Annotated in this window: 11 protein-coding genes; all 11 read right to left on the bottom strand. The window is 39.6% G+C overall.

The window, feature by feature from the left end; genetic code table 11:
* Window positions 1-235: 235 nt before the first annotated feature.
* A complete protein-coding gene (locus IGI79_RS05965; RefSeq protein WP_207463899.1) occupies window positions 236-1,279 on the bottom strand; it encodes a SepM family pheromone-processing serine protease in 1,044 nt (347 codons plus the stop codon).
* On the bottom strand, window positions 1,269-1,760 hold the full coding sequence (gene coaD / locus IGI79_RS05960) for a pantetheine-phosphate adenylyltransferase (RefSeq protein ID WP_195476243.1): 492 nt from the start codon (window positions 1,758-1,760) through the stop codon (window positions 1,269-1,271). Before coaD ends, IGI79_RS05965 begins: the two co-directional genes overlap by 11 nt.
* Window positions 1,761-2,318 (bottom strand): 16S rRNA (guanine(966)-N(2))-methyltransferase RsmD, encoded by a 558-nt coding sequence (gene rsmD / locus IGI79_RS05955; protein ID WP_019723134.1) that lies wholly within the window; start codon window positions 2,316-2,318, stop codon window positions 1,761-1,763.
* Between the two features lie 182 nt (window positions 2,319-2,500).
* A complete protein-coding gene (locus IGI79_RS05950) occupies window positions 2,501-2,842 on the bottom strand; it encodes a YlbG family protein (protein ID WP_104872426.1) in 342 nt (113 codons plus the stop codon).
* Window positions 2,826-3,257, bottom strand: coding sequence for a YlbF family regulator (locus IGI79_RS05945; protein WP_195476266.1), 432 nt, complete (start codon window positions 3,255-3,257; stop codon window positions 2,826-2,828). Before IGI79_RS05945 ends, IGI79_RS05950 begins: the two co-directional genes overlap by 17 nt.
* Window positions 3,244-4,374, bottom strand: a complete 1,131-nt coding sequence (locus IGI79_RS05940) for a CAP-associated domain-containing protein (RefSeq protein ID WP_195476245.1) — start codon at window positions 4,372-4,374, stop codon at window positions 3,244-3,246. Before IGI79_RS05940 ends, IGI79_RS05945 begins: the two co-directional genes overlap by 14 nt.
* 17 nt (window positions 4,375-4,391) lie before the next feature.
* The gene (locus IGI79_RS05935; protein ID WP_195476247.1) at window positions 4,392-7,820 is read right to left on the bottom strand and encodes a pyruvate carboxylase; all 3,429 of its coding nucleotides are present in this window, start codon (window positions 7,818-7,820) and stop codon (window positions 4,392-4,394) included.
* A gap of 21 nt (window positions 7,821-7,841) precedes the next feature.
* Window positions 7,842-9,008, bottom strand: coding sequence for an FtsW/RodA/SpoVE family cell cycle protein (locus IGI79_RS05930; RefSeq protein WP_019723755.1), 1,167 nt, complete (start codon window positions 9,006-9,008; stop codon window positions 7,842-7,844).
* Window positions 9,009-9,010: 2 nt separating this feature from the next.
* Window positions 9,011-9,313, bottom strand: a complete 303-nt coding sequence (locus tag IGI79_RS05925) for a YlaN family protein (protein WP_010735661.1) — start codon at window positions 9,311-9,313, stop codon at window positions 9,011-9,013.
* 97 nt (window positions 9,314-9,410) lie between these two features.
* A complete protein-coding gene (gene recQ / locus IGI79_RS05920) occupies window positions 9,411-11,189 on the bottom strand; it encodes a DNA helicase RecQ (protein WP_104776300.1) in 1,779 nt (592 codons plus the stop codon).
* Between the two features lie 435 nt (window positions 11,190-11,624).
* Entirely contained in the window at window positions 11,625-16,760 is a 5,136-nt protein-coding gene (locus tag IGI79_RS05915; RefSeq protein WP_195476251.1) for an LPXTG cell wall anchor domain-containing protein, read from the bottom strand.
* Window positions 16,761-17,143: the final 383 nt, after the last annotated feature.

The following is a 17,143-nucleotide window of genomic DNA, read 5'->3' as shown; positions in this document are numbered from 1 at the left end:
TAACAAAACGTTTTTTTGTAATTATTGAAAAAAAAGAAAAAGAGGGGACTCAGCCCTTTCGTACCATCTAAACCGAATAAACGGCGGGAACAGATAGAACCTCTTCGAAAAATAATGCGCCACTCACAAAAATTTAAAAAACAATTTTCGTGGATGGCGCATTATTTGTTGAGGCTAAACATGTCTAGACCTCGCTTTAAAATATGAGTACAAAACATACAAGTCGATAAACCGTTTATTTCATGTTCTCAAGATACTCTAAGGCATCTTGCACTGTTTTGACCGGAACGATCTTCATCGATGTATTGAGTTTTTTAGCCGCAGCTTTGGCTTCTTCATAATTCGTTTTGATATCTGGATTTTCTTTTTTCACTTCCTCAGAAATCGTATCATCCGGCGCAAAAAAGATATTCATTCCTGCTTCGTCTGCACTTGCCACTTTTTTATCGATTCCACCGATTCGTCCCACTTCACCTGCACTATTGATTGTCCCTGTACCGGCTATTTTTTTCCCTTTACGGATGTTTTGATGGGTCAACTGTTCATAGATCTCCAAAGTAAACATCAAGCCTGCTGAAGGGCCACCGATTGAACCAGAATTGATTGCCACTTCTGTGTCTGTGGCGATTTCTGTATGGTCGGTCAACGTGATCCCGATTCCTGGTTTTTTATCTGTCGATAACTCGATCAGTTTACCTGAAGCTTCTTCTTCTTTGCCATTGTGGATGAAGGTGATTGTGACAACCTGTCCTACTTCCTGTCCTTTCACGTACTCCATAAATTCTTCCGCACTCTTGAAACCCATCCCATCTACTTTCGTGACTGTATCGCCAACAGATAGTTTCTTGTAAAAACTCGAATTTTTTTCGACGCCCATGACATAGACACCTTTGAATTCCATCGTATACGGAATATTCGCTAGTTTCAAGGCTTGCTCAATGGCGGCATTCTGCGAGGATTCCATATAGTATTTTTGCATCTGGTTATATTCTTCATTTGTCGCTCCACCAGTCAACTCTTCTTCACTGATAACATCTTGGAAATCTGAGAGAAGTGCGGAGACGACACCAAATCCTGTTGCTCTTCTGATTCCTACAGAAGTGAGAGAGAAAGAGCCTGATTCTTTATCTTCTTGATCATTGACTGTGATCATATCTTTAAGATCGATCGTGGCACCTGGAGCTTCCACATAATAAGGTAAAGGAACAATAACAAAGCCTGCTAATAACGTACCTAAAAGGATCACGGATAATGTTTTCCACCATTTCTTATTCTGCATCACTTTCACGCTTTCTAGCTAATGCTTCGTTGATAACTGGAGGCAAGTAGGTACTCACATCTCCACCGAAATAAAGAACCTCTTTAAGCATACTTGAGCTGATATGGCTATACTCTGGTTTTGCCATAAAAAGCACCGTCTCCAATTCATGACTCAAGTGATGATTCATTTGCGCAATGTCACGTTCATATTCAAAATCTTTGAAGCTGCGAACACCTCGAACCAGCGCTTGAACACCTAGTTCTTTTGCCGTCGTCACTGTCAGCTGTGTCTCTTGGTGGATCACTCGGACATTTTCTAAGTGTGCGACTGCTTGTGTGATCAATTCCAAGCGTTCCTCAGCCGTGAACAATGTTTTTTTTGATGTATTGATAAAGATACCGATGATCACTTCATCAAACAACTTCGCAGCTCGTTCGATCGTGTCTAAATGTCCCATAGTCAATGGGTCGAAACTCCCTGGAAATAAAGCTCTTCTCATTTATATTTCCTCTTTTCTATAAATGGTCACCGCAGAGATGCCATAGGTCTGCTGTTTGATTTGTTGAAAATTTCCTATTGTCTCAGGAAGCTCCACTGACTTATCTGTTTCGCATACGATCAAGGCAGCATCCTGAAAAAGAGCCAATTCTTCCATACGTTCAATTTGATCGACGATTTTTTGTTTAGCATAAGGTGGATCTAAAAATAGAATATCAATCTTTTGATCTTCTTTCGCCAGTGACTCAATCGCTTTATCAGCATCTAATTTCATTGTATTGAATTTGTTCGGTTCTTTTGTGATTTCAATATTTTCTTTGATTATTTTTAGTGCTTGATAGTTTTTCTCCACGCAGATTGCGTAGCTACAGCCTCTGGAAACTGCTTCGATCGCTAGACCTCCGCTTCCTGAGTAAAGATCCAAAACGACCTCTCCATTAAAATAAGGACCGATCATGTTGAATATCGACTCTTTGACTTTATCGGAAGTCGGTCGAGTATTTGGTCCTGCTAAACTTTTTAAACGGCGACCGCCGTAATCTCCTGAAATTACTCGCATCTACTCACTCCTTGAAACATACTGTTATTAGTATACCAAAAAAATAGACTTGATTCCGACTAAAATCGTCAATTCTCAAGTCTATTTTTTCTTAATTTAACTTTTTATAACTATTCAAAATCTTTTTATCACATTTTCTTCATCTTCGCTGATCACATTAGCTAAAAGCTAGACTCTTTTCACTAAAATACGTGATCTGCTAAGCGGATCTTGGTATTTAATTCTTCGATCTCAAAGCCTTCTTCTTTTGCATCTGCTTTTTTACCGATTTTTTCAGCAAAATTCATTTCGACATCTGGTCGATAAGAACGTTCGACATTCCGTACGAAATGTAATTTCTTGATTCTTTCTTCGGTTTGTTCATAATTGTCTTCATTTAAATACATGATCACATACTTCATTTTACGAGAGACATAGTGCACCAAACCAAATTTGCGAAGATTTTTCAATTGTTTTAAGCTATATACCCACACGACCAACCCTCGCCGATGTGTTTGTTCAAATTCTTTATTTTCTATGTCCATGGCAGTTTCCTCCGCACCCTTCACTTTTTTCAAAAAATGGACTACCTGCACTGATCTTGATCTCCGTCGAAATCGTATGTGCAAGTTGTTTTCCAATGGAATCTAGTATCTTTTGTAATTCTGTTTCACTTATTCGAAAGGCAGCTACTTCTTCATTTAGATCCAACTGCCGTTTGGCTTGTCTTACGGTTCGTTGCTTTTCACGAAACTCTGGTACGTATTTTCCATAAGACGAAATTTCTTCAAATGCTTGTCTGCTTGCAATAAAATCATTTTTTAACTGGTTGACTTTGATAGAAGCTTCCATCTCTTTTTTGGTTTTGAGATATTGTTCCATCATTTCACTTGTTACAATCGTTTGAACAAGCTGATGACACTGGTCCTCCAGTCCAAACAACTCCTCATTGATTATCACTGCTTTCACTAGTCTCCTCTTTTTCCTTCATTAAGACTAACATGTTTTCTTTCGAAAACGCAACGCCTAACTGTGTTGGTTCTTTTTCCAAGAATCGGTCATGATAATAAGAATCAGTATATAACAATAAAACTGAAAAAGTCGGATCAATGATTGGATGCATGAAAATTCCAGTTGTTTGATCTAATTGTCGTTTTTCCACTAAGCGATTGATTTCATCATTTGATAACGTAAATTTAACTGTAGTTTGGGAAGTCTGCGTTGCCATTTGCCACTCTGCCAAACGATTATCTGCCAACCATTCTTCTGGTTGTTCGATAAAATCTGTTAATAGTACATTCGTTTGGATCATAAAATCTGGAGAGTAATGATAATCAGGCAATTCAGCTTCTTGGCGTAATCTCGTCAATAATCTGGTGATGACACGTTCTCTTGACTGATTGATACTTTCCCAGTCTGCTGAGCTCTCCATTTCGTAGTGGGGCAATCCTTCACCAAAAACTTGGTAGGGCATTAACTTCAATAAGCTTTTCTTGTTTAAATACACTGTTGAAAATAACCCACCTGTATCTTGATCAAAGAAAAGCATTGCAAATGTACCATTATCAAAAGCAATCAAGGGACGATAATTCATGTCTTCTTCTGTCAACTCGATTCCGACTTCGGTTTCTTCATACTCAAATGTGAAGTTTGGGAATATCGTTGTAATCTCTGTCAGATCCTGCATAGTCATGCCAACGGCAAATGGTGTCAAACTAGTTGCGTTCGCATTTAAAACTTTGATAGCCTCCACTCGGTCATTTTGTATATTTGCTTCAAGTACGATTTGTTGAATTGGATCTTGATAATATCTGATCTCAAAACCGAATCCGCTTGTCAAACGATCTTTAGGTGAACCAATCTCTGCTTCTAATTCGGTGACTGATCGACCAATATATGTAGAAAAGCCAGTCGCATTTAGCTCCTGGTATTTCCAAGACGTTACCTGATTTTGATTTCCTATCAGTTGTTGGTCTTGCGTGGATGTTTCAAGTTTAGGAGGGAACAATACGGGCTCCAAATATAAAGCCGACGTGACGAATAGTAGTGTTGCTATAAATAAACCTAGTCGTTTCAAATGTTCCCTCCCCTTTCTTATTTTTCTGTAACTTCGATCAATAGATCACCTGAGGAAATCGGGTCGCCAGCAACAACATAGAGATGTGCAATTTCTCCATCGAATGGCGCTTCGATAGCAGTTTCCATCTTCATTGCTTCAGTGACCATCAATGTATCGCCTCTTTTGACCGTATCGCCTTTTTTCACTAAGACGTCTAAGACTGAACCAGACATCGTCGCACCGATTTGTTCGCGATTGGTTGGTTCTGCTTTTCGTCTAGTTTTTACCGCACTGACGATCGACGTATCTTTGACGGTGATTTCTCTTCGTTGACCGTTCAAATTAAAGAATAACACACGATTTCCTTCAATATCAGGTTCACCGATCTCATCCAAACGAATGATCAAGATCTTGCCTTTTTCGATTTGGACATTGACCGTTTCACCTAAGCGGATTCCTTGGAAGAAAGTGGGTGTATCCAGTAATGTGACATCACCAAATTGATTATAAGCGGTTTGATAATCCAAGAAGACTTGTGGATACATCAAGTAACTCAAGACTTCATCTTGTTTTGGTTCATAGCCGATCTTTTTAGCTAATTCTGCTTTGACTTTTTCGAAGTCTACTGTTTCAGCGAACAATCCTGGACGTTTGGTGATGGCTGGACGTCCTTTCAAAATGATCTTTTGGATTTTTTCTGGGAACCCGCCTACTGGTTGGCCTAATTCACCTTGGAAGAAGGTAACGACTGATTCTGGGAAACTCAATGTCTCGCCTTTTTCGTAAATGTCTTCTTCGCTCAACTCATTTTGGACCATGAACAAGGCCATATCGCCTACAACTTTAGAAGAAGGCGTGACTTTGACGATATCACCAAACATCAAGTTTACTGTGTGATACATTTTTTTGATATCATCCCAACGATGACCTAAACCAACTGCTTTGGCTTGTTGTTGTAAGTTCGAGTATTGTCCACCTGGCATTTCGTGCATATAAACTTCAGTTTCAGGTGCATTTAAGCCATTCTCAAATGGTTTGTAATACATGCGAACATCTTCCCAGTAGTGATTCAACTGTTGCGCATTTGCAATATTGATTTCTGGTACACGTGGCCCATTGACCAAAGCGTAATACAAACTGCTCATACTTGGTTGGCTAGTATTTCCACTCATCGCACTCATCGCTACATCGACGATATCGACACCCGCTTTAGTTGCTGCTGAGTAAGTGATAATGCCATTGCCACTCGTATCATGTGTGTGTAAATGGATTGGTAGATCCGTTGTCGCCTTCAATTCACTGATCAAGCGATAAGCAGCTTGCGGTTTCAATAAGCCTGCCATATCTTTGATCGCGATCATGTGCGCACCTAACTGTTCCAACTCTTTAGCCATGTCCTTATAGTACTGTACATTGTATTTCGCACGACTTGGATCATTGATGTCTCCTGTGTAGCAGATCGTCGCTTCTGCGATTTTCCCTGTATCACGAACTGCTTGGATACTTTTTTCCATTTGTGGGACCCAGTTCAAACTGTCAAAAATCCGGAAGACATCGATTCCTTGTGCCGCTGCTTCTTTGATAAATTCAGCGATCACGTTATCTGGATAGTTTGAGTAACCGACAGCATTCGATCCTCTAAAGAGCATTTGTAATAAAGTATTCGGCATCAATGAGCGAATCTTTCTCAGACGTTTCCATGGGTCTTCATTCAAGAAACGATAGGCGACGTCAAATGTAGCACCGCCCCACATTTCACTTGAAAACAACTCTGGAAGCCCCTCACCAGTCAAACGAGCGATTTCTTTAAAATCTTTTGTGCGCACACGAGTAGCCAATAAGCTTTGATGGGCATCTCTAAACGTGGTATCTGTCAATAACACATTTTCTTGTTGTTTGACCCAATCCACTAATGCAGAAGCGCCGTCTTTGTCTAAGACATTTTTAGCTGTGATGTAATCCGGACGAGTGATCAGCTCTTTTGGCATACGTGGTGCATCATAATACGGTTTTTCACCACGTTCGATGCCAGGGAAACCATTTACCGTGATTTCTCCAATATATTTCATCGTTTTATTTCCACGGTCACGTAAGCGTGGGAAGTCAAATAATTCATTGGTACTATCGATGAACGTCGTTTTAGCTTGTCCTGATTGAAATTCTGGGTGCAAGATGACGTTCAACATAAATGGAATATTTGTTTTCACTCCACGGATACGGAATTCTCTCAAACAACGTTCCATTTTTTGGATCGCTGTTGCAAAGTCAGCCGCATGTGTACAAACTTTTACTAAAAGTGAATCAAAATATGGAGTAACGATGTAGCCTGCATAGGCATTCCCTACATCTAAGCGGACGCCCATGCCACCTGGCGAGCGATACGTATCGATCTTGCCAGTATCTGGTAGAAAGTTACTCAATGGGTCTTCCGTTGTGATCCGACATTGGATGGCTGAACCTTTGATTTTTATTTCACTTTGCTGTGGCAATCCGATTTCTTTATGCAGATCTTTTCCTTGTGCGATCAATAATTGCGTCGTCACGATATCGACATCCGTGATCATCTCAGTGATCGTATGCTCCACTTGGACACGTGGGTTGACTTCGATAAAGTAAAATTCGTCATTTTCCACTAAAAATTCGACTGTCCCTGCATTGACATATCCCACATGCTTCATCAACTGGACAGCGGCATCGCAAATACGTTGACGCTGTTGCTCATTCATCGAAACACAAGGAGCGACTTCTACGACTTTTTGATGACGGCGTTGAACTGAACAATCACGTTCGAATAAATGGATGATATTACCATGGGTATCCCCTAAGATCTGGACCTCGATGTGTTTCGGATCAGCGATATACTTTTCAACATAGACTTCATCACTACCAAAAGCAGCTTTCGCTTCACTTTTTGCACGTTCATATCCTTCGCGAGCGCCTTTTTCGTCATGCGCCACACGCATCCCACGACCGCCACCGCCTAATGCTGCTTTGATCATGACTGGATAACCATAACGTTCAGCAAACGTCAAGACTTCTTCAATTGACTCTACTGGACCATCTGTCCCAGGAATCGATGCGATGCCAGCTTCGATTGCTGCTGTTTTCGCTTTGATCTTATCGCCAAAAATATCAAGATGATGAAGTTCTGGCCCAACAAAAGTGATTCCTTCTTCTTTGCACCGTGTGGCAAAGTGTAAGTTCTCAGATAATAATCCGTAACCGGGATGGATCGCGTCCGCTCCACTAGCTTTAGCAATCTCAAGAATCCCTTCAATATCAAGATACGCATCTATCGGTCTTTTTCCTTTACCAACTAGATATGCCTCATCCGCTTTAAAGCGATGAACGGAATATTCATCTTCTTCTGCATAGACACCTACAGTTTGGATCCCTAATTCTGTACAGGCACGAAATACCCGTACAGCAATTTCTCCTCTGTTAGCTACCAAAACTTTTCTCATCGAATCACTCCTACGTCAATTTTAGTAAATACCTAAACTCTTACGTTTCTCATCTGCGCTGATATTCAGGACGAAACCTACGCAGATCGAAAGCATCAGTAAACTCGAACCACCTTGACTCAAGAATGGGAATGTGATCCCTGTCAATGGGATGATCCCAGTGATCCCGCCAAGGTTGACAAATACTTGGATCAGAAACATCGAACCGATTCCGATACATAGCAAAGAATTGAATGGATCTTTTGAGCGGATACCCACTAAGATGATACGCGCAATCATGAACATCAATAAAGCTAAGATCAAAATACCCATGATCACGCCTAATTCTTCTACTACGATGGCATAGATAAAGTCGGTTTGCGCTTCTTGTAGAAATCCTTTTTTCTGGATACTATTCCCTAATCCGCGACCGAATAGACCACCGTTGAACATCGCATAATAACCATTCACCATTTGGTGTCCGTTATTCAATTCATCAGAAAAAGGGTTTTGAAAAATCTCAAAACGATGATAAATATATTGTAGGCGACCTGGGAAAAGTTTCCCTTGGGTCACGTTGATCAACCAAATTGTTACCACACTAAAAATGATTCCTCCGACACCGACGATCAAGGTGTAAAAATAATTGACGCCGCTAGCTAATAGTAACACGATGATGATCAAAAAAATAACCGTTGCATTCCCAAAATCGGGTAGACTTGCCACTAACACTGTCAAGGCAAGCACTAACAATAAAGGTCGTTTGACCGTTGCAATGAAGTTTTTTTGCACACTCATTTGTCTCTGTGACAAAGTAAAGGAAAGATACCAGATGGCAATGATTTTTAGGTATTCGGCGGGCTGGATAGAAAATCCGGCAATTTCAAGCCAACCTTTTGCCCCATTACGTTCTTCCCCAAAAAATAAGACGATCAATAATAAAATCGTCAAGACTGCGATAGCCGCCATGATCAATCGCTGATTTTTCAATACACCGATTTTCATTTTGTATAGGAGTGCAATAACAATCAAGCTAAGCACCCAAAAAATACTTTGATTGATGACTGATGACGCTGGATTGCTCCCGTTTGCTAATAACAAGTAGGAGGTGGAACTATAAACCATGATCAGTCCGATGATACATAAAATCAAATATGGAATTAAAATACTGTAATCCAACAGATGCCTTTTTTTTACTTTATTCGGCAAGCTTATTCCCCCTTGCCACTTTCTTTTTTATCATAATTTTCTCGGTAAACTTCATTGTATAAGTGATTCAATTGACGTTCTAACTCGCTGAGCATCAGTTGCCCTTCTTTTTTTTCAATGATCCCTACACGTATCGCAAAACTCACTTGCTGAGAAAATCCATACATTTGTGTATCGACTACCTCTTCAAAGGCTTTGCACTGCGAGATACAAAGACTGTTTGTTTGATTTTGGATCAAACGCTTGATGCGATCTGCCTCATCAATCAACACATTGAGTGCCGTCTCTTTTGAAAGAGAATCCATTTGCCTTTCCCTCCATTTCTAAGTTCATTCATTATAGCATATTTTACGCGATAACTGAGCAAGAACCTAGATTTATCTAGGCTTTTTTTTAGGTTTTTTAACTGTTACTCGGCGTAGCGCTTTCTTGGAAATTTTTGATCGCCTGTAAGAACATTTCACCGTACTTATCAAGCTTGCTTTGTCCTACCCCTTTGATTTGGAGAAGTGCCAATCGGTCATTTGGTCGATGCTGACTCATTTCTTTGAGTGTCGCATCTGAAAAAACAACATAGGGCGGAACGCCTGCATCAACAGCTAAATCAGTACGTAGCTGGCGTAATACTTCAAATAGACCATCCGTTTCGTCATGCGACAATTGTTGCACTTTTTTGGGTTCCTTTTTGTGGACAGTTACTTTTCCCATAAGCACTTGCACCCCAAGATCGCTGACTTTCAAAACAGGGTATTCACCACTAGCCGCAAGTAAGTAGCCACTTGAAATTAGATAGTCGATCAACTGTAATATATTTTTTTGTGACAGATTCCTTAGTAGACCATACGTAGACAAACGATCAAACTGAAACTGTTTGATTTTCTGATCTTTTGATCCGGCAAGGACTTTCATTAGTAATTGTTTTCCGTAGTTCTCACCCATTCGTTTCAAACACGACAAAACCATTTGCGTTTCTGTGGTCACATCGACAAGTTCACGATCATCAAGACAGTTGCCACAACGCTGACAAGGCTCGCTTGCTTCTCCAAAGTAAGAAAGAATATATTGTTGAAGACAGGATTCGATATGAACGTATTCAGTCATTGCTCGGATCTTGTCGTATTCCTTATGTTTTTGTGCTTCCTCACGTTGCGATTGTTGAACAAAAAACTTTTGGACTTGCACATCTTGTGGCGCAAATAGCAAAATGGCTTCACTAGGTAAACCGTCTCTTCCGGCACGACCAGCTTCCTGATAATATGCTTCTAATGAACCTGGGATTTGGTAGTGAATGACAAAACGAATATTACTTTTATTGATCCCCATTCCAAAAGCGTTCGTTGCTACTAATAGCTGGATACGATCATAGAGGAAAGCTTCTTGCATTTCCGTCCGTTCCCTTTCTGAAATACCGCCGTGGTATCTGCCAACGGAAAAACCAAATTTTGCCAACAACTGATATAGTCGATCCACTTCTTTTCTAGTCGCGGCATAAATGATGCCGGATTGATTTTGATTCACTTTTAAATACTCGACTAAATATTGTTCTTTTTTTTGATCTTTGATAACCTGCAACCTCAGATTTTCTCGTGCAAATCCAGTTTGAATATGGTTCTTTTCAGGGATTTTTAAAAGTCTTTTGATATCTGTCGCTACAGGGACAGTAGCAGTTGCTGTCAATGCCACGATGGGCGGACGCTGAGGAATACCTTCTAAAATATTCGCCATCTGCAAATAACTAGGTCTGAAATCATGCCCCCATTGCGAGATACAGTGGGCTTCATCGATGGCAATCAAGCGAACGGACCAACGATTCATCGCTTGGATAAAATCAGGCATGATAAAACGTTCTGGTGCAACATATAACAATTGAACCTTGCCCTCATCTAATGAACGAAAACGTTGTGCCACTTCATATCCTTCTAATGAACTATTGATAAACGTAGCCGCAATTCCCAGTTGATTCGCAGCATCCACTTGATCTTTCATCAAAGAGATCAAGGGAGAAACGACGATCGTCAACCCTTCTAAGGCTAGCGCAGGTAGCTGATAACATATTGATTTTCCGCTTCCAGTCGGCATGATACCCAAGACATCTTCTTGAGCCATGATTTTTTCAATGATTTCTTTTTGGCCTGGGCGGAAAAGCTCATATCCAAAATATTTTTTTAATAACTGCTCCACATGCGCCCTCCTCGATTTCTGTTTGTTTTTACACTTTCATGTTTTACTTCTTTCATCTAACTATTAATTACGCATTTTCTCAAATGATTCATCAGACATGTACTATCTATTCTACTTCTGTCTGCTCATAAGAGCAAGTCTCGTTCTGTGAAACAAAACGCCTTTTGTGAAACTAAAAACAGAGCATTTTAAGTTTTTTAAAAGTTCTTTAAAAAATTCATCTTGCCATTCTTGCTTTCATTTTTTGTTTCTTTAAGTTCTCCACAGCTAATGATTGACTTCCTATTACGAGAATTTTGTTTTTTACTCATAGGATTTATTTTTATATTTCTTGTCTGTGACTCCTTTAGTGATCATAAAAAAACAGTTGAAAGGATGCCAAAGTAATTATCACTTTCGCTCTTTCAACTGCTTCGTTGTCATTTTAACTATCCGTTACTGTTTATCAAACGATTTTTTAGATGTTTTTCGTTTCCATAAAACAAATCCTACTATTAGTAAAAAGCATGCACCAATATATGGCAGTACTCGATTGATGGTTTGATTGGTTTGTGGCAATTTACTCTCATCACCTTCTGCTGCGGAACCCTCGCCTAAACCAGTCTCTGCTGAAATTCCATCTGCATCTGGGTCGTTGGAGGTGTCAGTACCTTCTGTTCCTCCTGCATTAGCATCCTCTTCTCCTGGCGTTGTTTCTTGACCAGGTTCAACGATTTCATATGAAGATTCTGTACGAGTAGATAAACTCCCATAACTCCGATCCACTTTGACATCGAGGGAAACAAAGCGACTTCCCATAGTTTCTGTATCGATTTCAGATGTCCCATCTAAAGAAACAGTATAGACGTTTTTAGGTATTACACGTCCATTCACTTTAACTTCTTTTACTAACGATTTCAGGTCAACTCTTTCTGTCCCTTGTGCAAAAGAAGGCTGAGCAGGTTCAACGGTCAACTCACCTGTAGGCTCAAAACCATAATCTGTTACCTTATAATAAGCGTAATTACTGCCATAGGTGTAGTTTCGTTCGTTCTCTTCTGCCATCAATAAATTGTTACTAGTATCTACGTGATAAACCTTCACGATATCACCTGGGGTCACCGCCAGTGCTTTACCAGTATTAAAACGTGAAATTGCTTGCTCGATCGTTTGTGTACCACGAACCTCGTATTGATATTTGCTTTGCTTACGTTCGTTGAGAATTTCGATTCCATAATATACTTCGGTGTCATCGTATTCATTCACTCTATTTTTTAAAACTGTTTGATCGGTTCCTTGGACAGATTGGATCTCGATTTGTTTGCTGTTTTTAAGTAGTCCAAACGATCCCACCGTTTCACCTTTACGATTTTTCAAGTGGATCGTGCTACCCCATTTCACTTCATAAGGCACTTCGATGTCAGTCGAAGAAACACCATCTGCGGTTGATACTTTTACCGTTACTGTTTTTTCTCCTGTCGTATGTGTATCAAACGCTCCCGTTTGTTCTACTTTATAAAGCTCTGTGTTCAAACTCTGTCCGTTGAATGCAACATTCTCAACCAACGTTGTCACATCTACTTCACTGGTATCTTCACCTAAGACGAGTTCCTGACTAGCAACATCTGCGTGGATCATCGTAATTGGCTCAAACTCTCCATTCTTGACTTCGTAATAAGCGTAATTCAACCCAGCTGTATAGTTTTTGACGATATCATCCCACATCAGTAAGTTCTGATTATCTGTTTCTGCATGGTAGACACGGAAAATGTCTCCTTCTTCCACAGGTAGTGATTCTCCATTGTTGAACCCTTCGATTGCTTGACGAACCGTTTGATTACCTGCCACTTCGTAGGTATATTTGATGTTATCGGGAAATAAACTATTTGCTTTATTTTTAGGATCTGCTAAGATGTCGATTCGATAATAGGCATTCCGACCATAGGCAGAGTTGACTGGCGCATTAAGTTCTGTTTCATCTTCGCCTTTCGTGGCATAGATAGCCAACTCATCATTTTGATCAAGCAGGCTAAAAGAGCCGACGATTCCTCTTTTCCCTTCTTTTTCTTCACCTTTCAGAATAAATGTACTTCCCCATTTGACTTGATAAGGAAGTTCAAGTTGTACACTAGATAAACCATCGTTCATTTTCACACGCATAGCGACGTTTTTATTTCCTACCGTTGTCGTATCGATTTCTGAACGTCTTTCGATCGTGTATTCCTCTGGATCGACTGTTTTGCCGTTGATCGTCACACGATCAATCAATTCAGCATCAGCTACAGTAGTCACATCTTGTGCGAGATAAAAGGCTTTATTAGCTGTATGGACTTCCATGACTGGCATTGCTTCAAAGCCATATGTCGTTACTTTGTAATACGCATAATCTGAACCATAAGTGAAGTCTTCTTCTAGTTCATCGACCATCAGTACCGAGCTACCAGGAGATTTTTGCGGGTGATAAATTTTGATCACATCATCTAACTGGACAGTGACAGCTTGAGTACCATTCGTTCCAAAACTGTTGATGACGTCTTGTAGCGTGACACGACCTGGGACTTCTTGACTATACTGGACTCTTTCGCCACGTAAGACTTCAATTGAATAATAGAGGTCTTGATCGTTTCCTAAGCGCTCATCTAATGGCGAGTCAAAGCCATGATGGATTTTCAATTGTCTGGTCGTGTTAGTAGTCTGCAGTGAGAAAACCCCTGCTGAACCGCCAGTACTTGATTTCATCACGATCGTTCTGCCCCATTTCACTTCATAAGGCACTGTGATGACTTTTGATACTACCCCATCTTTTGTGTCAAATTGGATAGCAAGTTCTTTTTGACCGACTGTAGTTGTATCGAAGTTTCCTAATTGTTTCACTGTATATAGATCCGGTGTTAACTCGGTACCGTTGATCGTCACATAATTAATCAGTTGTGTGCCATCAATCTCTGTGGCATCATCACCTAAACTAAATTCTTGTGGTTTAGTATCCGCAGAAATCGCAAGAATCGGTTCTAATCCATGCTCGGTGACTTCGTAATAGGCATTATTTGAGCCCATCGTAAAGTCTTTTGCCAATTCATCTTGCATCAATAAACTATTACCTGTTGGTTCAGCATGATACACTTTGATGACATCGCCTTGTTTGACGTCTAATGGTTTCCCTTGATTGAACCCTTCGATCCCTTCTCTGATCGATTGATTTCCTAGCACGTTATATTGGTACTTAGTAGTAATATTTTCGATCACTTCAATACCATAGTAAATGTCTCGGCCAAAATGATTATTGACCGGTTGACTCAAGTCCGTTCCACTTACACCTTGACTAGCATGTAATGCCCATTGATCGTTTTCTTTCAGTAGACTAAATGCGCCAACTGTTGCATCATCCAAGCCTTTCAATACGAATGTGCTGCCCCATTTGACTTGATAATCGACTTCGAATTCCTCTGCTGAAAGACCATCATTCATTGTCACTTTCAATTTCATTTTTCTAGTTCCGATGGTACTAGTATCAAAGTCGATCAATGATTCTACTTCGTATAAGCTACTATCAACTACCCGACCATTGATCGTCACATTTTTTATTAAGGAAGCTGGATCAATCGTCTTTGTGCTCTCTCCTAAAACAAAACTCTTTTGTGAAGCTTCTGCTTCTAGTAAGGGGAATGGATCAAATCCATAAGGAGTAATCTTATAGTAGGCGTACGGCGTATCATATGTATAATCCTGTTCCTTTTCATCAATCATTAAGACTGAACTATTCGGGGTTCGTTCTGGATGATAGATTTTAATGACATCATCGTAACGGACATCGATCGTTCCAGTAGAATCTCCAAATTTATCTAAGATTTGTTGCCAAGTTGCGCGATTTGTCACTTCTTGGCTATAAACGACTGTTTCGCCTCGTAAAACTTCAAACGAATAGTAAAGCGAAAATGGGGAACTCTGCGGACCAACTGCCGTATTTATTGAGGTTGGTATCCCCATACCAAATACAACTTTTGCCGTCTCATTTCCTGAATTATCCGTTCTTAAAGTAAATGATCCAGCTGATCCACCATTGATTGATTTCATCAAAATCGAGTGGTCCCAAAGAACATTGAGAGTTACCTCACCAGTTCCTTTAATCATCACACCGCTATTTGGGTGCTTGGTTTGAACTGTCAATTTTAGTGTTTGAAGACCGCCTATCCGATAATCTGCCTCCACACTTTCTTGTGGAATAAATTCAAGATCTCTTAATTCGACTGGTTCACCATGCATGGTGACTGAATCAATGTAATCTCTAAAGTTTGTTGCAAATGTTGGATAATTATAACCGAGTCTTCGATCCTCAATTGGTTTTAGGTTAACCTTTAAGCCCTCATGTGGCGTCACCTCCATCTGAATCGAAGCAGTTGCTTCACGTCCATCAGAAGTTGTTACTTTTGCTCGCCATGTTTGTTCACCTGGTGAATCAGTATTTACATCATCGAGCCATTTTAGCGTATAGGTACCATACTTATTTGTTACCTCAAAGTATTCAGCCACATCTGGCAATTTATCATATTGATAAATGTCAAATGGTCCTGGTTTTCCCTTGATTTCTACAGCCAGTGGTTCTACAGTGATCGGAACTACTGCTTCTATTTCTCTACCCGACTCGTCTTTTACTAAAATCTTCGTATCTTGCTTCCCTACTTTCGTTGTATCAGGAGCTGTTTTCCAACTATACTCCACCTTTCCACGTGTATTTTCTACATCTAGATAAGTTTCTGGATTAGGGATCGACTGAGCATTTTGCATGAGTTTATGTGTGCCTTCTTTGGCAGTTGCTACAATTTTACCGATTTCTTCTTCAGCAGTCGGTAATTTTACTTCAAAAGTAGATGCCATAAGAAATGCCTCAAAATAGTCGCCGTGCGTAAGATATGCAACTCTCGGAAATTCGAATTTTTCATTTCCACTGACAGAACCATATTTTAAACGAGTAAACCTTGCATTTAAATACGTATCTCCACTTGAATCCATCGTAGAGTATAAACGCATCCGCCAATTCCCACTTTCGGAGTCCACCTGTGTCCAATATACATTGTTAACTCCTCCTCCGTTTGGCCACATAACAAGTCCTTTTTGGTTTGGAAAGATACATTTAGAAAATTTTAAAACTTCAAAGCTATCTTCTTTCTCATGTTCTAAACCCGAAATATTAAAACTTGTTTTTGATAGATCTGTTTGTACTCGCGCTGCTTGCTCCTTACCAATGCTTAGTGAAGTTGCATTAGTAGTTGGCTTAAAATAATTACCATTGTTCCCTTGTACACTATCAAAATTGTCACTTGGGTTATTATTTCTAGTACTTTTTATTTTAGCTTTTTCATTTGATTCTTTTATACTTTCATTTTTTTCTGCTTCGTTAGTAGCTGAATTTTTTTCGTTTTTTGCTTTACTCTCTTCATTGCTTGATTCTTCTGTGGCTTGTTTTTTTTCAACAAGCGTTACCTTCTCAAATTTTGACTCTAAGCTCGATACCGCTTGAACCATCACGCCATTCGTATTTCCTAACAGTAATCCAACAATCATCATACCATTCAGAATTTTTTTCTTTTTCATTTTTCTAAGATTTACCTCCATTTATTCTATAAATATTCGGAGAAGTCTTAGAAAATATTCAGTTGAATAAGCAATCACTCTCATCTTTAGTTTTCTATACTCCTCCTTTTTCTAATGATCATCCAAAAGCAAGTATTCATTTTGTTATAAAGTCATTTGTTTTTTCTTTTTACATTTTTTCATCTCCAGTCATTGATACTATTTTGTTAGAACTTTCCCTCTTCAACTCTAAACCTAAATCCACTTTTTGATAACGCCATTTTTTTTATGTTAATTGGTATAAATTGAAAGAATAGTGTTATTTACTTTTATCTATCAATAAATAGCACACTTTTATGATTTCTTTTGAATATACTAAAAAAAACATCGAACAGGGAAAAGTG

The sequence above is a fragment of the Enterococcus sp. AZ084 genome (assembly GCF_051714905.1).
Lineage (GTDB): Bacteria > Bacillota > Bacilli > Lactobacillales > Enterococcaceae > Enterococcus_B > Enterococcus_B pernyi.
The sequence above is the reverse complement of the archived record's forward strand: the minus strand, read 5'-3'. Positions and strand labels throughout refer to the sequence as shown.